The organism is Pseudonocardia sp. T1-2H (assembly GCF_038039215.1).
Taxonomy (GTDB): domain Bacteria; phylum Actinomycetota; class Actinomycetes; order Mycobacteriales; family Pseudonocardiaceae; genus Pseudonocardia.
Window position 1 is genome coordinate 4,288,545 of record NZ_JBBPCL010000001.1, and the last position, 17,771, is coordinate 4,306,315.

At 71.3% G+C, this 17,771-nt stretch carries 21 protein-coding genes; 9 read left to right on the plus strand and 12 right to left on the minus strand.

What is annotated here, in order from left to right; translation table 11 throughout:
* Positions 1-48 precede the first annotated feature (48 nt).
* From WBK50_RS21135 to WBK50_RS21145, 3 genes are all read right to left on the minus strand, one after another.
* Positions 49-1,236: a redoxin domain-containing protein gene (locus WBK50_RS21135; RefSeq protein ID WP_341337264.1), complete on the minus strand. Its 1,188-nt coding sequence runs from the start codon at positions 1,234-1,236 to the stop codon at positions 49-51.
* Between the two features lie 521 nt (positions 1,237-1,757).
* Positions 1,758-2,276, minus strand: coding sequence for an epoxide hydrolase family protein (locus WBK50_RS21140; protein ID WP_341337265.1), 519 nt, complete (start codon positions 2,274-2,276; stop codon positions 1,758-1,760).
* Between the two features lie 554 nt (positions 2,277-2,830).
* Positions 2,831-3,451, minus strand: coding sequence for a TetR/AcrR family transcriptional regulator (locus WBK50_RS21145; protein WP_341337266.1), 621 nt, complete (start codon positions 3,449-3,451; stop codon positions 2,831-2,833).
* Between the two features lie 95 nt (positions 3,452-3,546).
* Between WBK50_RS21145 and WBK50_RS21150 the strand changes: the two genes are divergently transcribed.
* The 5 genes from WBK50_RS21150 to WBK50_RS21170 all read left to right on the plus strand — a co-directional run bounded on the left by WBK50_RS21150 (position 3,547) and on the right by WBK50_RS21170 (position 8,258).
* Positions 3,547-4,800: an acyl-CoA dehydrogenase family protein gene (locus WBK50_RS21150; RefSeq protein WP_341337267.1), complete on the plus strand. Its 1,254-nt coding sequence runs from the start codon at positions 3,547-3,549 to the stop codon at positions 4,798-4,800.
* Positions 4,797-5,873, plus strand: coding sequence for a selenide, water dikinase SelD (gene selD / locus WBK50_RS21155; protein WP_341337268.1), 1,077 nt, complete (start codon positions 4,797-4,799; stop codon positions 5,871-5,873). The genes WBK50_RS21150 and selD overlap by 4 nt, the downstream gene beginning before the upstream one ends.
* Entirely contained in the window at positions 5,870-6,430 is a 561-nt protein-coding gene (locus WBK50_RS21160; protein ID WP_341337269.1) for an adenylyltransferase/cytidyltransferase family protein, read from the plus strand. Before selD ends, WBK50_RS21160 begins: the two co-directional genes overlap by 4 nt.
* A complete protein-coding gene (locus WBK50_RS21165; protein WP_341337270.1) occupies positions 6,427-7,770 on the plus strand; it encodes an alkaline phosphatase family protein in 1,344 nt (447 codons plus the stop codon). The genes WBK50_RS21160 and WBK50_RS21165 overlap by 4 nt, the downstream gene beginning before the upstream one ends.
* Before the next feature lie 239 nt (positions 7,771-8,009).
* A complete protein-coding gene (locus WBK50_RS21170) occupies positions 8,010-8,258 on the plus strand; it encodes a glycerophosphodiester phosphodiesterase family protein (RefSeq protein WP_341337271.1) in 249 nt (82 codons plus the stop codon).
* 185 nt (positions 8,259-8,443) lie between these two features.
* On the opposite strand, the gene WBK50_RS21175 is transcribed toward WBK50_RS21170, so the two are convergent.
* From WBK50_RS21175 to WBK50_RS21205, 7 genes are read right to left on the minus strand one after another with little or no spacing between them, the layout of a single operon-like run.
* Entirely contained in the window at positions 8,444-8,959 is a 516-nt protein-coding gene (locus WBK50_RS21175) for a flavin reductase family protein (RefSeq protein WP_341337272.1), read from the minus strand.
* A 31-nt stretch (positions 8,960-8,990) separates the two neighbouring features.
* The gene (locus WBK50_RS21180; protein ID WP_341337273.1) at positions 8,991-9,335 is read right to left on the minus strand and encodes a cupin domain-containing protein; all 345 of its coding nucleotides are present in this window, start codon (positions 9,333-9,335) and stop codon (positions 8,991-8,993) included.
* A gap of 35 nt (positions 9,336-9,370) precedes the next feature.
* Entirely contained in the window at positions 9,371-10,822 is a 1,452-nt protein-coding gene (locus WBK50_RS21185) for a 4-hydroxyphenylacetate 3-hydroxylase family protein (RefSeq protein ID WP_341337274.1), read from the minus strand.
* Positions 10,822-11,499, minus strand: a complete 678-nt coding sequence (locus WBK50_RS21190) for a DUF2848 family protein (RefSeq protein WP_341337275.1) — start codon at positions 11,497-11,499, stop codon at positions 10,822-10,824. Before WBK50_RS21190 ends, WBK50_RS21185 begins: the two co-directional genes overlap by 1 nt.
* 4 nt (positions 11,500-11,503) lie before the next feature.
* Entirely contained in the window at positions 11,504-12,283 is a 780-nt protein-coding gene (locus tag WBK50_RS21195) for a carbon-nitrogen family hydrolase (RefSeq protein ID WP_341337276.1), read from the minus strand.
* 11 nt (positions 12,284-12,294) lie between these two features.
* Positions 12,295-13,050: an alpha/beta fold hydrolase gene (locus tag WBK50_RS21200; RefSeq protein ID WP_341337277.1), complete on the minus strand. Its 756-nt coding sequence runs from the start codon at positions 13,048-13,050 to the stop codon at positions 12,295-12,297.
* Positions 13,047-13,490: a nuclear transport factor 2 family protein gene (locus tag WBK50_RS21205; RefSeq protein ID WP_341337278.1), complete on the minus strand. Its 444-nt coding sequence runs from the start codon at positions 13,488-13,490 to the stop codon at positions 13,047-13,049. The genes WBK50_RS21200 and WBK50_RS21205 overlap by 4 nt, the downstream gene beginning before the upstream one ends.
* 95 nt (positions 13,491-13,585) lie before the next feature.
* Here WBK50_RS21205 and WBK50_RS21210 point away from each other — a divergent pair, with 95 nt between their 5' ends.
* Positions 13,586-14,242 carry a GntR family transcriptional regulator gene (locus WBK50_RS21210; protein ID WP_341337279.1) on the plus strand — a complete coding sequence of 219 codons (657 nt, stop codon included), beginning with the start codon at positions 13,586-13,588 and terminating at the stop codon, positions 14,240-14,242.
* 58 nt (positions 14,243-14,300) lie between these two features.
* Here WBK50_RS21210 and WBK50_RS21215 read toward each other — a convergent pair whose 3' ends face one another.
* Positions 14,301-15,149: an MFS transporter gene (locus tag WBK50_RS21215; RefSeq protein ID WP_341337280.1), complete on the minus strand. Its 849-nt coding sequence runs from the start codon at positions 15,147-15,149 to the stop codon at positions 14,301-14,303.
* A 29-nt stretch (positions 15,150-15,178) separates the two neighbouring features.
* On the opposite strand from WBK50_RS21215, the gene WBK50_RS21220 reads away from it, so the two are divergent.
* Positions 15,179-16,192 (plus strand): LysR family transcriptional regulator, encoded by a 1,014-nt coding sequence (locus tag WBK50_RS21220; protein WP_341337281.1) that lies wholly within the window; start codon positions 15,179-15,181, stop codon positions 16,190-16,192.
* On the opposite strand, the gene WBK50_RS21225 is transcribed toward WBK50_RS21220, so the two are convergent.
* Positions 16,157-16,360 carry a hypothetical protein gene (locus WBK50_RS21225; RefSeq protein WP_341337282.1) on the minus strand — a complete coding sequence of 68 codons (204 nt, stop codon included), beginning with the start codon at positions 16,358-16,360 and terminating at the stop codon, positions 16,157-16,159. The two genes, WBK50_RS21220 and WBK50_RS21225, sit on opposite strands and share 36 nt — an antisense overlap.
* 101 nt (positions 16,361-16,461) lie before the next feature.
* On the opposite strand from WBK50_RS21225, the gene WBK50_RS21230 reads away from it, so the two are divergent.
* Both WBK50_RS21230 and WBK50_RS21235 read left to right on the plus strand, forming a co-directional pair.
* Positions 16,462-16,746 (plus strand): SDR family oxidoreductase, encoded by a 285-nt coding sequence (locus WBK50_RS21230; protein WP_341337283.1) that lies wholly within the window; start codon positions 16,462-16,464, stop codon positions 16,744-16,746.
* A gap of 100 nt (positions 16,747-16,846) precedes the next feature.
* Positions 16,847-17,770 carry an AurF N-oxygenase family protein gene (locus WBK50_RS21235; RefSeq protein ID WP_341337284.1) on the plus strand — a complete coding sequence of 308 codons (924 nt, stop codon included), beginning with the start codon at positions 16,847-16,849 and terminating at the stop codon, positions 17,768-17,770.
* Position 17,771: the final 1 nt, after the last annotated feature.

Consider the following 17,771-nt stretch of genomic DNA (forward strand, 5'->3'; position numbering starts at 1 on the left):
CTCTCAGCCGACGTCAGGGCGTGCATGAGATGGCCGGACCTTCCTGATCTAGCCGAAGGTGAACGCGTAGGCCTGGACCTCGGGATCGAGGAAGGTGATTTCGAAGGTGCGGTCGGTGATGGGGCCGGGCTGCCGGACGAGCTGGTGCAGCCGCTGTTCGACCAGTGTTCCGTTGCCTCGAGCGTCGATGTCGACCCCATGCGCCGCACCCGGCGGCTGTCCGTCGAGGAGCACCCGGAGCCGCACGGACGTGCCCCGTACTGCCGGCCCCATGACCAGATGAAGATCGCGGGCGTGGAAGCGGTAGGCGATCTGCCCGTCGGCCGTGTGCAGCGTGGTGGCCTGTTCCGCCATCGTCCAGTCCCCGGACAGGGCCCAGTGATCGAGTCCCAGCTCCGCCGGGGTCGTGTAGGTGTGGCGCTTGCCCGGTACCGCGCCGCCCGGGGACGCGAAGTTCCCGGTGCGCTCATAGCCGGTGTAGTTCTCCGGCGATCTCAGGTTGGCCCAGTCGGCGGGCGCTTCGGCACCATGGGCATCCACCGACACCGGCTCATGATCCACGTCGGCGGATCCGGCCTCGGCCAGCAACTGCTGGATGATCATCTCCGACTGCTGGTACTCGCCTTCGCCGAAGTGATGATGCCGGATCAGCCCTTCGGCGTCCGCGAAGTAGAGGGCCGGCCAGTAATGGTTGCCGAAGGCACTCCAGACCGTGTAGTCGCTGTCGATCGCAACCGGGTACTCGATCCTCATCTCCCGCACGGCCCGGCTGACATTGCCGACGTCGCTCTCGAACGTGAACTCGGGCGTGTGTACGCCGACCACCACCAGCCCGCGGCCGGAGTACTTCGCGGCCCACGCGCGGAGATGGGGAAGCTGGCGTAGCCAGTTGATGCAGGTATAGGTCCAGAAGCCGACGAGGACGACCTTGCCGCGCAGGCCGGCCACTGTCAGCGGCGGCGAGTTGAGCCAGCCCGTCGCGCCGCCGAAAGAAGGCAGTTCACCCTCGACCGGTAGCCGGACCGAGGCCGAGTGCAGCCCGGCGAGCCTGGGCCAATGTGCTCTCATGACGATGCTTTTCCTGTGGCTGGATGTCCGGCCGACGGGCCCGGCCCGTAGGTCGTCATCAGCGGAGAGATCGGCGGTTTGCGTGAGGTGAACGCTCGGCGCCGGGCGCAGCCCGGCAGGGCCGAGTGGCTCGGAGTTGACCAACTCGGCCCGCCGAGCGAGGGACATGTGCAGACGTTTGCACACGGTCGTCTAGCGAAGTGACCGGAAGCCCGTGCGAATCTCCTCCGAGAAGAGTTGCGGCTGTTCCCAGGCCGCAAAGAGGCCGCCTCTGTCGAGCTTGTTGTGATAGACGAGTTGAGATAGGCCTGCTCGGCCCAACTCCGCGGGGCTTGATAGAGTCGTCAGGAAAGACGCTCACGGCAACCGGGACGGAGACGCCCTTGACGGCGGACAAGGGGTACTTTTTCTCCCAGCAGAGACGAGCGGAAGGAATCGCTGTGTTCGTCAACCAGTAGAGCGTGATGTTGTCGAGGACATCGTCCCGCGTAAGACCTTCGGGGTGCCCGGCGAAGACCCGTGAGATCCGGTCCAGACTACGCGCGTCATGGTTGAGCATGAAGTCTGCCAAACCGACGGGTGAATCCGCCAATCCGGTCAGCGTCTGCGGGCGGTCCCCCATCATGAGGGCGTAGGCGATGTGCTGGTAGACGAAAGCCAGCTGCTCGCAGGCAATCCGAGGCGCCTCATCAGCTCCGCCCAGGCCCGTGCGATGCGGTCGGGACCCCAGCCGGTCTGGTCGGCTTACCGGAGAACCCGTGGCCGGGCACCGACGGAATCACCAGATGGAAAGCGTCTGATTCGCTCGCGCCATGTGCCACAGGATCAGTAAGTGGACCGACGATCCTCAGGTTCTCGAGGACCGAGCCGGGCCATCCGTGTGTGACGATGAGCGGCAGAGCATCGTCGCGCTCCGAACGAACGTGGATGAAATGGATGTCCAGCCCGTCGATCTCCGTGATGAACTGCGGGAGAGCGTTCAGTTTCGCCTCGCACCTGCGCCAGTCGTAATCCGTCACCCGATAGCGCGCAGGTACCTGACTCGTCGCGAGCTGCACGCCCTGCGACTGATCTGGGACGGTCTCCTTGTCGGGCCAGTGCGTGGCCACGATGCGCACACGCAGTGCCTCGAGTTCCGCCTCGGGCACCTCGATCGTCAACGGCCGGATCGCAGGGGCGGCCGCTGATTCTTCGGTCGTGGCAGACATGTCGGCGGTCTCCTTGGGGCTCCTTGGCCGGTTTGGTCGGTGGTCGATGTGGAGCTGGCCGTTCCAGACGGGCCGGAGCCTTCCGGCGCGGGCAGGCGGGGAGAAGATCAGCTCGTGAGGACCCCCGTTCACAAGGGGTACGGCCTCACGATCCCGCGTCGGGACGGGCTGGTTCCCCGGCAGCGCGCGGCCTGGGATTGCGCGTGGCCGAGGTGCCGAACGGCCGGGATGCGGAGCGGGACCAGTCCCCTCCCGTCTTCGTCGAAGACGCACCACCGTGTCACCGTGCCCACCAGCGTCCCATCACCCGGAGAGGGTGATACGAGGCCCGTCGACGGCCCTGCGGCGGTGACCGGCTCGAGGGCCGTTCTCGTGTCCACGTTCCCGATCTCGGCCACGCCCGTGGACTGCCAGACAGTGCGACTCGCCGGATGCGCCCGACCCTCGTACGCCCCCCGTTACCCCCGGCCGCCTGTCTCAGCCCCGGACCGCGTTCGTCGGCGCCGGGTAGGCGGACAGCCCTGTCAACCCGGCCGCGAGGTGACCGACGCTGCTCAGGTGGCGATCCGCGCGGCCAACTGCTCCATGTGCTGGGCCATCAACGGGCGCGCGTCGAGCTTGAAGAGCTCGATGCGGCGCGTGTGGGCGAGCAGCAACAGGCCCGAGGCGTGGGCGAACGTGTCCGCCGTCAGGACGACGGCGTCGTCCTCGGTGGCCCCGATCTCGATCGCCGCGCGCCGGACGGGTTCGAGGGTCGCGAGGAGTGCGGCGTTGAGCTCACGGTCGAGCTCCTCGGAGAGCCCGCGGGGTTCGATGCCGCCGCCGAACAGGTAGAAGCCCATGTCGAGGTCACGCGGGTTCGCGTCGTAGAAGTCGAACCACGCCAGCCCGGCCGCGACCAGTCGCTCGCGGGCGCCGGCGCCGACCGCGGCGGTCTCGGTCGCCTCGCGCAGGCGGATCAGCGACTCGCTCAACGCGGCGGCGTAGATGTGCTCCTTGCTGGGGAAATAGGCGTAGATCGCGCCCGGGACGTAGCCCGCCTCCTTGGCGATCGCGCGCATGCTCGCCCCGCGCAGCCCGTTCTCGGCGAAGACCCGCTGGGCGGCATCGAGGATGATGCCGCGCTTCATCTCCGCCACGGCGTCACGGCGTCCGGCCCGAGCTCCCTCAGACATGCGTTCCGCCCTTCCGATCAGTAGTCGGCGATGCTAGCTTTCGATCATTGTTCAGCACAATGAACACCGTTCACAACGACGAGGAGCCCCACCCGATGACGCGCGCGAGCATCAACATCGGCATCAGCGACCGGGTCGCCGACTACACCGAGCGCTTCCGCCGGTTCCTCGACGACGAGGTCGCCCCGCTCGAGGAGCAGCTGGCGGCGAAGAACGTCGGGACGGCGGCACAGCCGCATCTCGACGAGGCCGGCCGGATGCACCCCGAGGTGTGGGAGGCCCGCCGGGAGGTCCAGCGCCGCGCCGGCGCCGCCGGCCTCTACGCCCCGCACAACTCCGCCTCGGTCGGCGGCGGCGGGCTCTCGCGGGTGGAGATGCACCACGTCGAGGAGTTCGTGTACCGCAACTCCGGGCTGGGCCTGGGACTCGCCGCACTGGCCTGGACCGAGGGCCCGAACCCCGCGATCGAGCACTGCTCCCCGGCCGCGCGCGAGCAGTATCTGACCCCGCTCATCAAGGGTGAGATCACCGCGGCGTTCTGCAACACCGAGCCCGACGTCGGCTCGGACGTGCTGAAGATGTCGACCTGGGCCAAGCGCGACGGCGACGACTGGATCCTCAACGGCCACAAGGCGTGGATCACCAACGCCCACTTCGCCGACGTGCTGCAGGTGGTCGCCGTCACCGAGCCCGGCGCCGGCACGCGGTCGCTGTCGATGTTCCTCGTCGACGCCGGCGCCCCCGGGTTCCGTCGCGGCGTCGACCTGCCCACCATGATGAACGACGGGCTGACCGGCGAGCTGGAGTTCACCGACGTCCGGGTGCCCGCGGAGAACGTCGTCGGCGAGATCGGTGACGGCTTCGCCCTGGCCATGTCGTGGATCAACTGGCGGCGGATGTGCCGCGGCGGCATGGACGCCGGCTGGGGCAACTGGCTCCTCGACCGGGCCCTGTCCTACTCCCGGGAGCGGCAGTCCGGAGGCAAGCCGATCGGCGCGCTGCAGGCCGTCCAGCACCTGATCGCGGACATGGACGCCGACATCACCCAGGCCAAGGCCACCTCGCTGATGATCCAGGCCCAGCTGGACGAGCTCGGCCCGTTCGACATCCCGCTGCACCGCGACGCGCCCCGGCTGATCAGCCTGCTGAAGATCATCAACGATGAGGCGTTCTACCGGGTCACCGACCGCGCCGTGCAGATCCACGGAGCCCGAGGCCTGCAGCTGGGCTCGCCGGAGGAGAAGCTGTTCCGGGTGGCCCGCAATCTCCGGATCCCGGCGGGGACGGTGGAGATCCAGCGCAACGCCATCGCCCGCGGGCTGCTGCGGGACCGGGGGCCGGCCGCATGAGCCGGGCGGCTCGGCCACTGACGCAGTACTCGCCGGGTGGGGGCTGCGCCTGCAAGATGCCGCAGGGCCTGCTCGGCGACGTCATGGCGTCGTTGCGCGGCGACGGGCTGCTGGCCGGTGCGAGCGGCCCGTTGCGGGTCGGGCTCGACCCCGGCGACGACGCCGCCGTCTACGACCTGGACGGGCTCGACGGGAGTTCGCTCGTCGCGACCTGTGACTTCCTCACCCCCGTGGTCGACGACCCGTACGACTGGGGCCGGATCGCCGCAACGAACGCGTTGTCGGACGTCTACGCCATGGGCGGACGGCCGCTGCTCGCGCTGAACCTGCTCGGCTGGCCCGCGGAGCTGAACGTGGACATGCTCGGCGATGTGCTGCGTGGCGGGGCGCGAGCCGTCGCCGACGCGGGGGCGTTGCTCGCCGGCGGGCACAGCATCGTCGACCCCGCCCCGAAGTACGGGCTCGCCGTCGTGGGCGCGGTCGACCGCGACGCGATCCTGCGCAAGGGCGGCGGCCGGGCCGGCGACCTGCTGGTGCTGACCAAGCCGATCGGGCTCGGCGTCGTGGGTACCGCGGTCAAGCGCGGTCAGGCCTACCCGAGCCTGGTGAAGACCGCAGTGGAGGTCATGACCCGGCTCAACGCCGAGGCCGCTGCCGTCGCGCGAGCGTTCGGGCTGCGTGGCGGCACGGACGTCACCGGCTTCGGCCTGATCGGGCACCTGCACGAGATGGGCCGGGCGGGTGCGGTCGCCGCCCGGCTGGACGCCGGGTCGGTGCCGGTGCTGCCCGGCGTGGCCGAGCTGGTCGCCGGTGGCTGCGGCCCGGACGGCAGCCGCCGCACGCTCGCGAACGCGCTGGACCGCGGCTGGTTCGACCCCGGCGGCCTCGACGCGGACCGGCAACTGCTCCTGGCCGACGCCCAGACCTCCGGCGGGTTGCTGCTCGCAGTCCCCGCCGACGACGCCGACGACCTGGTCACGCAGCTGCACGACCGTGGCGACGAGGCCGCCGACGTGGTGGGTCGGCTCGTCGACGGGGAGCCGGGAACCGTGACCGTCGAGGAGGGCCCATGACCACGCGGACCGCACTCGCCTGCGTGACCGGGCGTTTCCAACCGGTCCACGAGCAGCACCTGGAGCTGTTCGAGATCGCGCTGCGCGACGCCGACCAGCTGATCGTCGCGATCACCAACCCGGATCACGGAGTCCGGCACGAGGAGCCGACCTCGGCCCACCGGCACCGCGACTCGGCCAACCCTTTCACCTACTACGAGCGGGTCCGGCTGCTGACCGCGGCCCTGACCGATCGGGGGATCGCCGCGGACACGACGATCGTGCCGTTCGACCTCACCCGTCCGCAGCACTGGCCCGAGTACGTGCCCCTGCACGCCCGGCACCTCGTCCGCGCCTACACCGACTGGGAACGGCACAAGGCCGAGCTGCTGGCCGACGCCGGATACCCCGTCACGGTGCTCGACGGCGCCCCCGTCCAGCGCCTCTCCGCCACGGAGATCCGGAGCCGGATCGAGCACGGCGAGCGGTGGGAGGACCTCGTGCCCGCCTCGGTGATCCCGGTGCTGCAGTCGCTCCTCCCGAAGGTCACCGGTTCGCCGGCGGGAGGCGAGCGGTGATCCCGGCCGGACACGGCGAGACCCAGCCCCGCCTCGACGACGACCGCCTCCCCATCGTGCTCGTCGTCCTCGACGGGCTCGGGGACCGGCCGATCCCGGAGCTCGGCGACCGCACACCCGCCGAGGCCGCGCACACGCCGAACCTCGACGCGCTCGCCCGCCGCGGTGCGAGCGGCTGGCACCTGCCGTTCGGCTGGGGCCGCGCGCCGACCTCCGAGCTCGCGCACTGGGCGATGTTCGGGTTCGCCGACGTCCCGTTCCCCGGGCGCGCCGTGCTCGAAGCCCTCGGCGCGGGCCTTCAGGTCGACGCGGACACCGCGGTCACCCACGCCGCGCTGCGCACCTCGTCCCGCCAGGGCGACCGGCTGTGGATCACCGGCCGCGCCGGACGATCCGACGACGGCGACGCGGCCGCGCTGCTGGCCGAGCTCGACCCGGTGCTGACCCGCCTCGGGATACACCTTCAGGCCCTGGGCGGACGCGGCGAGGCCCTGCTCACCGCACCCGGCCACCCCCACGCGGACGTGACCGACACCGATCCGTTCTTCGAGACCTTCCACCCCTGGCTGCGCCCGGTCCCGACCGGCCCGGACGGGGCGGCGTTCGCGGAGACCCTGACCGGGGCCCTGCACGCCGCCCGGGCGCACCTCGTCGGCAGCGTGGTCAACGCCGGCCGGAACCGCCGCGGGCTGCCCGCGCTCGACGTCCTGACCACCAAGTGGTCGGGCGTGCGCGGGGACATCCCGAGCTTCGTCGAGCAGATCGGCGTCGCGGGCGCCGCGGTCACGAGCACTCGGCTCTACCGCGGGCTCGCCGCGGTACTCGGTATGGGCTCGATCCACCTTCCGCCCGTCGACGACCTGGAGAAGGACCTCGCCGCACGGCTCGAGGCGGCAGAGGACCTCGTCGCCGGCGGGGCCCGGTTCGTGCACGTGCACACCAAGGCCACCGACGAGGCCGGGCACACCAAAGAGCCGTACGCCAAGCGCGACGTCCTGGAGGAGGTCGACCGCGGTCTGGCCGGCCTGGCCGATCTCGCCGGGCGGGCGATCGTCGCGGTCACCGGCGACCACGCCACCCCGTCCACCCACGGGGTGATGCACGCCGGGGAACCGACGCCGCTGGTCGTCGCGGGCCCGACCGTGCGCGCCGACGAGGTGACCGCGTTCGGCGAGCTGCCCGCGCACCGTGGCTGGTGGGGGCAGGTCCGCGCCCACGAACTGCTCCCGCTGCTGCTCGGCCAGGCCAACCGGCCGGTCCTCCTCGGCCACCGCATCACCGCACGCCCGGTGATCGCGCTGGCCGACGCGCCCGAGCCGATGCCCCTCGCGGATTCCTGATCGAGGGCGTGCTGCGTAAGGGCCCAGCTGGTCGTCCGTCGCTGAACGGAGGACTGCGGTCTCGTTCGGCGCGTCGGCTCCACCGGACCGCGGCCTCGAGGGCCGGCTGGGCTCACGGCGAGTTCGCCCGGACGATGACCGCGGGTCGCCGGAGGCGTCTAGCGTCCACCGACCGTGGGAACCGTCCGATCGCCCGCCGTCACCACCCTCGTCGTCGCCGCGGCTCTCGCGATCCCGGGGTGGCCGCGGCGTCGCCGGTCGTCCCGCCGGCGCGGCCGATCGACCTGCAGGCCCACCGCGGCGGGATGGAACTGTCGGTGGAGAGCTCGCTGCTGTCCTTCGGCACCGCGCTCGACCTCGGGGTCTCCACCCTGGAGCTCGACGTCCAGATCACCGCGGACGGGCACGCGATGGTCAGCCACGACCGGAAGGTCAACGGGGACGTCTGCACCGACACGCCCTGCTGGACATGGGCGTCGACGGCCTGATCACCGACCGGCTTCGCTGGCTGCTGCAGCGCCGCGGCGCCGAGCTGCCCCGACCGGTCCGGTGACGTCCCGGCCGGGGCTACCCGATCCCGACGTCTCCCTGCGCGACGTCCGAAGCTCCCCGGGCACGCCGACCCGCGAACGACGATCAGAGCGCACGTGTCGCCGTTGCGTCTCGCTGCGGGTCAGAAGAACCAGTGTTCGGGTTCGGTTCCCCGTTCGGTGAGATCACCGAATCGGCCGCCCAGGAACGCCAGCGGCGCGCCCGCGCGGTCGCACACCCGCCCCACCCGGCCGAAGACCACCACGTGGTCGCCCGCCTCGAAGTGCCGGTCCACCGTGCACTCCAGGTGCGCGAGCGCCTCGGGGACGACCGGGACCTCGTGGTCCCCGTAGCGCAGCGGGAGGCCGTCGAAGTGGTCCGCACCGCGCCGGGCGAACCGCATCGCGATCTCCTCCTGGCGAGCGCCGAGGATGTTGACCGCGAAACGCCCGTCCCCGACCACGGCGTCGGTGGTGCGGGCACCCGTCGTCAGACAGACGAGCAGCAGCGGCGGGTCCAGCGACACCGAGGTCAGCGAGTTGACCGTCATGCCGTGCGGCTGGTCGCCGTCGAGCGCCGTCACGACCGCGACGCCGGTGGCGAAGCGGCCGATGGTGCGGCGCATGGTCAACGGATCGATCGGAGCCGTGGAGATCATGGGGGGCTTCCTTTCGCCGGGCGGGCCCGGATCAGACGCGGTACCGCACCTCGAAGGTCGTGACACCCTCGTCGGAGCGCCACGGCCCGTGCCGCATGCCCGGCGGCCGGCACGCGTACATGCCTGCGGTGAAGGTCTGGCCGAGCTCGAGGTCGGTGAACGAGCCTTCCAGGATGTAGACCTCCTCCCAGAAGTCGTGGACCTGCACACCGTTGGGTGTGGAGTCCGCGCCCGGCTCGTAGCGCAGGATCCGGGTCGCGACCCCGGTGTCCTTGTCCGCGGCCAGGATCCTTTCCTTGATCTTCGGGTCGTCGCCGGGACAGAGCGTGTAGTCCACGTCCGTCACCGGGAAGAACTCGTGCTCGGGTTTCGCCATCGGTGCTCCTCGAGGTGTCGTAGGGCGGGGTGTGGCTAAGGCGTGTCGACGCCGTAGCTGCCGAGGAACGCGTCGACCTCGGCGAGCGGGCCGTCGAAGCCGTAGTTGCGGAAGGCGTAGCCCTTCACGACGAAGGGCGCTCCGGCGTAGAACATCTCGTACTGGTGGTGCCGGCCGGCGAACTCGCTGCCGACCGCGTCCCAGACGAGCTTGAACAGCTTGACCCGCTCTTCCGCGGGGGCGCTGGGGGACTGGATGTAGCGGTCGATGTCCGCGCGGGTCTCCGGGTTGCGCATGTCCGCCACGCCGGAGGGCACCTGGAGCACGCCGCCGCCGACGAGGTCGCGCAGGATCGCCAGCGCCCGCGGGTACAGCTCGGCCTGCAGGCCCATCGCCCCGTAGACGGCGCGCTTGCCCGGCAGCCAGAGACCTGATCCGTCGTCGGCGGCGGTGTACTCCGCTGCCAGGACCGCGGACTCGACCACGGAGGTGAGTGCGGCCAGCTCGCCGAGCTTCTCGACGACGCCGGGGAACCTGTCGACGCCGTTGACGGCGGCGACCTTGCGGGCGAGCCCGGCGATGAACTGGAGCTTCACGGCGAACCGGATCTGCGCCTGCCAGTTGCCGAGCACGTGGGCGCCGGTGTCGAAGAACTGGCGGCGCAGTCCGGCGACGTCGCGGAAGACGAGGACCTTCTCCCAGGGGACGAAGACATCGTCGAAGACCAGCAGGGCGTCGGTCTCGTCGTAACGACTCGTCAGCGGGTAGTCGTAGGAGCTGGTCGCCGCGGGGGCGAACGGGCGGCGGCAGTAGAGCTTGAGGCCCTCGGTGGCCACCGGGACGACGAAGCTCAGGGCGAAGTCCGCGTCGTCGTCGGTGAGCGGCTTGATGCAGGACACGAGGATCTCGTCGGCCACGGGGCCGCCGGTGGCCAGCATCTGGGCGCCGCGCACGACGATCCCGTCGCTGCGCTCCTCGGTCACGCCGACCTGCACGAAGTCGCCGTCCCAGGCGTGCGCCGTGGTGGCCCGGGAGACCTGCGGCGGGATGATCGCGTAGGAGACGTAGGGGTTCTCGGTCTGCATCCGCCGGTGGTAGGCGAGCACGTTGGCCGAGAGGTCGCGGTCCCCCGCGGCGAACGCCTCCGGGTGGGCCGCGAAGCCGTTGACGAACGCCGCGACGTGGTCGGGGCTGCGCCCCACCCACCCGTGGGTGTGCCGCGCCCAGGCCTCCGCGGTGTGCCGGAAGCCGGCGAGGTCCTCGCGGCTGCGGGGGATGATGTTGATGCGGTTGGTCCGCGCCCCGGTCTCGGGTGCGGTCGCGGTCATCCCCTGGGCCGGGTCGGCGGCCAGGTCGAACAGCTCCCCGATCGTCGTCGCGATCGGCGCGAAGGCCGGGTGGGCGGCGACGTCGTGCACCGCCTCGCCGTCGACGATGATCGTCCGGCCGTCCTTGAGACCGGTGAGGTAGTCCTGTCCGGTACGCATCAGCGGTTCCTCTGCTCGGTCTCGTAGGTGTGGGCCAGGACTGTGCCGTCGCTCAGCTTCAGCTGCAGTGTCCAGTTCCGGCCGAAGACGAAGCGTCCCGTCATCAGGGGCAGCGTCCCGCCGAACAGGACGAGGTCGCCGTCGGCGTCCGGCAGGGCATCGGCAAGGCGGGCGAGCACGTCCGCCGGGTGCCGCAGGGCGGACAGGTCCCCACGCTGGTAGGGCTCGCCGTCGACGTCGCTGGCGGCGGCGACGGGGTCCCAGTCGAAGTCGTTCAGGTCGGCGGGCAGGGCCGCGACCTCCCGGCCGAGCGGCTTCGGACACGCGGCCTTCGAGCCGGCGACGCTGCTCTTCTCCAGCTCGCGGTCGGTGTGGTCGGAGCCGACGCCGAGGTAGAGGCGGCCGTCGTGGCGGATGACGACGGGTTCGACCTCGCCCGAGCTGTCCGGGCCGTCGACGCCGATCACCGGATCCGTGGTGAGCAGCGCGGGGTCGAGGTCGTAGAAGGCGGGCACGGTCGCGGGCGGCGGAACGCCGATCTCGGCGAGCTCGGCGATGTGCGCGGCCACCGCCTCGGCGTCCCGGCCGGTGTAGCCGGCGACGATGAGCCGCGCCGGGCGGACGTGCAGCATCTCGCCCGTACCGCGGACGGTGAGTTGTAGTGCCTGGTCGGGCATGTGCTCAGTTCTCTCTTCTCGGGGTGAGCCGGCGGTCGGCGAGCACCGGGAACTCGGTGCGGGCCGCCGCGATCACCCCTGTATCGACATCGCAGAAGGTCACGCCCTCGTCCTCGCCGGCCTCGACGAGCACCTCGCCCCACGGGTCTACCACCCGGCTGTGCCCGGCGAGCCGGACCCCGTCGGCCTGCTCCCCCACCGCGTTGCAGGCGACGAGGACGACCTGCTCCTCGACCGCGCGGGTGGAGGTGAACAACCGCCAGTGCGCGAGACGGGCGGCGGGCCAGGCCGAGCACACCACGATGGACTCCGCGCCCTCGTCCACCAGGGCGCGGTACAGCTCGGGGAAGCGCAGGTCGTAACAGGTCGTGGTGCCGAGCCGGCCGAGCCCGGTGTCGACCGCGCCGACCTGCTCCCCGGGGGTGAGCAGCTCGGCCTCGCGCGACCGGTACCCGAAGACATGGATCTTCCGGTAGGTGTGGACGATCTCCCCGTCCGGGCCGATCAGGACCGCGGTGTTGTAGAGCCGGCCCTGCCCGTCGCGCTCGAGGACACTGCCCATGTGCAGGTGGCAGCCCAGCCGGACGGCCCACTCGCGGGCCGCCGAGACGGTGTCACCGTGGAGCGGCTCCGCGAGCTCGGCGTAGGCGTCGAACGCGAAGTACCCGGACAGCCAGAGCTCGGGCAGCACCACCAGGTCGGCGCCGGCGGCCTCGGCCACCATGTCCCCGACCCGGCGGCGCCGCTCCCCGACCGGTTCCCCGGCCGGACTGGCCACCTGCACCAGTGCCGTTCTCACTTCGCGTGGTCACCCGCCGAGGACAGGAACTCCAGCAGCTCGGCGTTGAACCGCTCGCCGATGCGCTGCACGGCGTGCGGGCTGCCGTCGAACAGCACCCGCTTGGCCGGCAGCTTCTCCGCGAGCACGTCGCCGACGTCCTCGAAGCCCGGGGTCCCGCCGCCGGTGACCACCAACTTGGGGAACGGCGCGGCCGCCAACTCCTCCAGCGGCACCCCCGTCTCCCACGGGCGCTCGGTCTTGAGGTTGCGCACCGCCTCCGCGAACGGAGGCGGCAGCGGCGACGGCAGCTCCATCGACACGCTCAGCGTCCTGAGAAAGCCCTCGACGAACGTCTCGAGGTCGGCGTCGCCGTTGCGCTCCCAGTGCGTGCGGAGCCCCTCGATCAGCTTGTCCGCCTCGGGCCGGCCGGCGGCGTTCGGCATCGCGGGCGGCTCGATGACCGTCAGCGACCACACCTTCTCCGGAGCCAGGGCGGCGGCCCGCATGGCCACCACCCCGCCCATCGACGTGCCGACGAGGTGGGCCCCGGAACCGAGGAGCTCGACGATGTCCTGCGCGTCCCGATCGGGGTCGATCCGGTCGGTGCCCGGGCTCGGGCTGTATCCGCGCCGGTAGGGGGCGATCAGCCGGTAGCGGTCGGCGAGGACCTTCTGCTCGCCGAAGGCCGCGGCCGCGGAGCTGAGGCTGCCGTGGACCAGGACGACCGGTGGGCCGTCCTCACCCCAGCGCTCGGCTTCCAGCGCGGTCACCGTCCGCTGCTGCTGTTCTGCTCGGCGGCCGCGGCCGCGGCGAAGACGCCGTTGTCCACGTCCAGCTGGCGGGACTCGAACTTCCAGCCGTCGGCGGTGCGGACCGCGACGTCGTTGTAGACGCCGCTGGCGATGATGTGCGGAGCCTTCTCGACCTGGATCTTGACGACCAGGCTGTAGACCGTCGCCCGGTCCCCGTCGCCCTCGATGACGTAGTTGCTCAGGACGTGGCGGGCTCCGTCCTCCTTGCCGGCCGCGATGTGGCCGCGGATGAACTCCTTGATGGCCTCGTGACCGGTGAAGGTGCCGTAGGTGGCGATGAACTTCCCGTCGGGCAGCCAGCAGTTCGCCCAGGCCTCGACGTCGTGCGCGTCGAGGTACTTGACGTGGGTGTTCGACAGCTCCTGGATGGCGAGCTTGTCGTCTACGGAGAGAGGCATCTGCAGCTCCTTGTCGGTGGATCAACACGCCGCACGCTAGTGCTCTAGTACGTAGCATACAAGTGCGGCCCGTTACTGGTGTGTAAGATGCCAGCGTGGCCAAGCTGAGCGGGATCACCGCGGTGGAGCGAGCTCCGACCCTGTCCCGCCGCGCCTACCTGCAGATCCAGCAGGCGATCCGCGACGGCGCGATCCGCCAGGAGGTCCTCTACTCAGAGAACGAACTGGCCGAGACCCTCGGGATGTCCCGAACCCCCGTCCGCGAGGCCCTCATCTCGCTGAGCCGCGAGGGCCTCGTCGCGATCGAGTCCCAGCGGGGGTTCCGGCTCCGCAAGCTGTCCGCCGACGAGCGGCGGGAGATCTTCGACCTGCGCTCGCTGCTGGAGCCCTACACCGCGCGCCGACTCGCTCTCGTGGCGACGGAGGAGGACGTGCGCCGGCTGGGCACGCTCATCGACGCCCAGCAGGACCTGCGCGGTCCCGGGCAGCAGTCCGAGTTCCTGGCTCTCGACGAGCAGTTCCATCTGTTGCAGTCCGAGCTGCTCGGTCTGGAGCGGACACACGCGACGATGACGAGCCTGCGCGGGGCGATGTGGCTGATCGGCTTCGAGGCGCTGACCCTGCCGCACCGGCACGAGGACGTCATCGCGGAGCACCGCGCGATCCTCGACGCCATCGCCCGCCACGACCCCGAAGCCGCCGCGGCGGCTGCCCACGAGCACATCGTCACCACCGCCGCGGCGGTCCTGTAGTCGTTCGGCGAGGTGGCCGAGGGCGGAGGCGGCGGATCTGACCCCGACCACGCCGTCGCTAGGCCGACGGTGCCGACTCCCGCGTCGCGCGGGTGAGCAACCCGGTGGCCAGTAGCGCGGCGAGCGCGCCGCCCGCGACGACCACGACCATGGGCAGGGCCGTCCCTTCGCCGCCGAGCGCCATCAGTGGTGTGACGACGATGCCGCCGGTGAACATGCACGCCCCCAGCACCGCCGACGCCGAACCGGCGGCCGGTGCTCGCTGCACCCCGAGCACGGTCGCATTCGAGGAGACGAGTCCACGGGTGGCGACCACGAGGAACAACGGCACCATCAGAGCGACCAGACCCAGCCCGAGAACGACGGCCGCGAGCAGCGCGAGCGCGGCAACGGCCGACGCGACGAGCCCGGCGAGCAGGAGCCCGCGGGCCGGGAAGCGCCGGACGAGGCGCGCGTTGGCCAGGCCGAGCACGATCATCCCGGCGGCGTTGAGCGCGAACACGAGGCTGAACTGGGTGGGCGTGAGGCCGTAGAGCTCCTGCAGCGCGAACGACGAGCCGGAGATGTAGCCGAACAGCGAGGCGTAGGCGAACCCGACCGTCAACGCATAGCCCGCGAAGACCCGGTCACGGGCCAGCGTGGTGAACGCACGGCCGGTCCGGCGCAGGCCACCCGCGTGCCGACGCTCGGCCGGCAGCGTCTCCGGTACGGCTCGCCAGGTCGCGGCGGCGAGCACCACGCTGATCGCGGCCAGCAGCCAGAACATCGGGCGCCAGCTCCCCGTCGCGGCCAGCAGCGCGCCACCGAGCACCGGGGCCGCGATCGGCGCGACGCTCGACAGGGTCATGAACAGCGAGAACAGCCGGGCCGCCTCGGCCCCGGCGTACGATTCATCGGTCCAACACAATGTTTCGACGCTACTGATCGAGGATTGCGATGGATGTGCGGCAACTCGAGTACTTCGTCGCCGTCGCCGAGGAGTTGAGCTTCACCCGGGCCGCGGCGCGCTGCCACGTCGTGCAGTCCGCGTTGAGCTACCAGATCGCCCGGCTGGAGCGCGAGCACCGGGTCACCCTGTTCGAGCGCACCAGCCGCTCCGTGCGCCTCGCCGCGGCGGGTGAGCTGCTGCTTCCTCGCGCCCGCGCCGTGCTGGCCGAGCTCGACGGTGCCCGCGCGGAGCTCGCCGAGCTCTCGGGAGTGATCACCGGGCGGCTGTCGATCGGCATGATCGGCAGTACGGGCCAGGCCGCGCCGACGGTGGAGCGCGCCCTGGCCGCATTCCACCGCCGGCACCGAGGCGTCGAGATCGCGATCCGCGACGCCGGGAGCAGGCACATGGCCGAGCAGGTCCGCGCAGGCGGGCTCGACCTGGCGTTCGTCGGACTCTTCGCCGACCAGCTGCCGGACGGCCTCGCACACCGGGTCCTCGCCGACGAGGCGCTCGTCGTCGCCGTCCCCCGCGGCCACCCCTCCGCCGGGGCGCCCGCCGATCTCGCCGCACTCGCCGCAGCGAGCGCTTTCGTCGAGATGCGCGCGGAGTCCGGGCTGCGGACCCAGGTCGACGCCGCCTTCGCCCGGGCCGGGGTCACCCGACGCATCGCCTTCGAACTCGCCACCTCGAACGCCGTGGTCCGGTTCGTCGCCCTCGGCTTCGGGGTCGCCGTCATCCCGCGCTCGGCCGCCGCCCGCGCCGACGACGTCGACGTGCTGGAGCTCGCCGACCTCGCCGCCCGGCACCCGATCACCCTGGTCCACCGCCACCCCGAACCGTCGGCACCCAGCGCCCGCGCCTTCCTCGCCCTTCTCGGCACGTCGGCCGAGCCTCGGCACGCCCGTCAGCTCGACGACGGCGCGACCGACGAGGTCGAAGCCGCAGCACCCCGGCCGCCCGCTCCTCACGGGCTCGAGCGCAGGTCAGGGGCGGAGGGCCTCGCGGAGGAGCGCCCATGAGGCGTCCGCCGTGGCACGACGATCGGCCGAGGGCACCTTCGCGACGAGCGCGGCGACCATGCCGACGGCGAGCATGACGTCCTCGGTGCGCAGTGACCGCCGGATCCTGCCCGCACGTTGCGCCTCGCCGAGGGCATCGGCCAGCACGGCTCGCACGCGGTCGGTCACGGTCGTGAGGCGGGCGTCCCCGCCCGGGCCGTGATGATCTCGACGAACGCGATCGACGCGATGGTCTGCTCGGTGATGCGGGCCAGCAGATGCTCGAGGGCATGGCCAAGGTGTTCGCCGCCGAGCTGGCCAAGCACTCCATCCGGGTCAACAGCGTGCACCCCACCGGGGTGGCCACCCCGATGGGCTCCGGCGACATGCAGGCCGTCCTCGGTGCGGCGATGGCCGGTGACCAGCGCCTGGGCGGCATGTTCGCCAACATGCTGCCGGTCGAGACCACCCAGCCCGAGGACGTCGCGGACAGCGTGCTGTTCCTCGCCTCCGACGAGTCGAGGTATGTCACCGCCCACGAGATCGCCCCCGACGCGGGCGTGACCGAGTTCTGAGCCCTCGGCCGACTGCTCGCCTCCGGTTGCGCCGACCTGTTACCGCCGGTAACGTTACCGCCGGTAACACCACACGTCGTCGATCCGCGAGGGAGCGACCATGGACGACACCATCGCACTGAACGGCACCGACCAGGCCGGGGAGCAGGCTGACCAGAGGGACGTCGCGCGTCGGCTGCTGCGCTCGTCGGAGCTGATGTCCTTCGACCCGGCCCGCGAGGTGGACTGGGAGACGCCGCTGGACACCGCCTTCCACGGCGCCAGCCCGGAGTGGAGCACGCTCTACGGCACGGCGTACTGGGACGAGATGAGCCCGGAGCAGCAGCGCGAGCTGAACCGCCAGGAGTCGGCGTCGGTCGCCAGCACCGGCATCTGGTTCGAGATGATCCTGCAGCAGATGATGCTGCGGGACTACTACGCCACGGATTTCACCGATCCCGCGTTCCAGTGGGCGCTCACCGAGATCGCCGACGAGTGCCGCCACTCGATCATGTTCGCCCGGGGCGTGGCGAAGCTCGGGGCCCGCCCGTACCGGCCGAAGCGGTCCGTGATCGAGCTGGGCCGGGCGTTCAAGGCGCTCGCCGGCGGCGAGACGGCCTACGCGGCGATCCTGGTCGCCGAGGAGGTCCTGGACGTGATGCAGCGGGACTGGATGCGCGACGAGCGCGTGGCCCCGTTCGTGCGCACGATCAACAACATCCACGTGGTCGAGGAGTCCCGGCACATGAAGTTCGCCCGGGACGAGGTCCGGGAGCGGATGAAGGGCGCTGGCCTCCTGCGCCGGCAGGTCGACGCCGTCGCGGTCGCGTCCGCGGCCTATTTCATCGTGACCAGCATGGTCAGCGACGACGTCTACGCCGCCGCCGGGCTCGACCGCCGGCGGGCCGTGCGCGAGGCGCGGGCCAACGAGCACCACAAGTCCATGATCCGTTCGAGCTGCGCCGGGCTGATGGAGTTCCTCGGCTCGGCGGGGCTGCTGACCCCTCCGGCTCGGGCGATCTACCGTCGCGCGAACCTGATCTGAC

Bases quoted from the DNA above. Each gene is read 5' to 3' on its own strand.
- WBK50_RS21230 (WP_341337283.1), top strand. From the start codon at position 16,462: ATGGCCAAGGTGTTCGCCGCCGAGCTGGCCAAGCACTCCATCCGGGTC.
- WBK50_RS21150 (WP_341337267.1), top strand. From the start codon at position 3,547: ATGACGCGCGCGAGCATCAACATCGGCATCAGCGACCGGGTCGCCGAC.
- WBK50_RS21185 (WP_341337274.1), bottom strand. From the start codon at position 10,822: ATGCGTACCGGACAGGACTACCTCACCGGTCTCAAGGACGGCCGGACG.
- WBK50_RS21190 (WP_341337275.1), bottom strand. From the start codon at position 11,499: ATGCCCGACCAGGCACTACAACTCACCGTCCGCGGTACGGGCGAGATG.
- WBK50_RS21145 (WP_341337266.1), bottom strand. From the start codon at position 3,451: ATGTCTGAGGGAGCTCGGGCCGGACGCCGTGACGCCGTGGCGGAGATG.
- WBK50_RS21160 (WP_341337269.1), top strand. From the start codon at position 5,870: ATGACCACGCGGACCGCACTCGCCTGCGTGACCGGGCGTTTCCAACCG.
- WBK50_RS21135 (WP_341337264.1), bottom strand. From the start codon at position 1,236: ATGTCCCTCGCTCGGCGGGCCGAGTTGGTCAACTCCGAGCCACTCGGC.
- WBK50_RS21235 (WP_341337284.1), top strand. From the start codon at position 16,847: ATGGACGACACCATCGCACTGAACGGCACCGACCAGGCCGGGGAGCAG.
- selD (WP_341337268.1), top strand. From the start codon at position 4,797: ATGAGCCGGGCGGCTCGGCCACTGACGCAGTACTCGCCGGGTGGGGGC.
- WBK50_RS21140 (WP_341337265.1), bottom strand. From the start codon at position 2,276: ATGTCTGCCACGACCGAAGAATCAGCGGCCGCCCCTGCGATCCGGCCG.
- WBK50_RS21180 (WP_341337273.1), bottom strand. From the start codon at position 9,335: ATGGCGAAACCCGAGCACGAGTTCTTCCCGGTGACGGACGTGGACTAC.
- WBK50_RS21175 (WP_341337272.1), bottom strand. From the start codon at position 8,959: ATGATCTCCACGGCTCCGATCGATCCGTTGACCATGCGCCGCACCATC.
- WBK50_RS21220 (WP_341337281.1), top strand. From the start codon at position 15,179: ATGGATGTGCGGCAACTCGAGTACTTCGTCGCCGTCGCCGAGGAGTTG.
- WBK50_RS21205 (WP_341337278.1), bottom strand. From the start codon at position 13,490: ATGCCTCTCTCCGTAGACGACAAGCTCGCCATCCAGGAGCTGTCGAAC.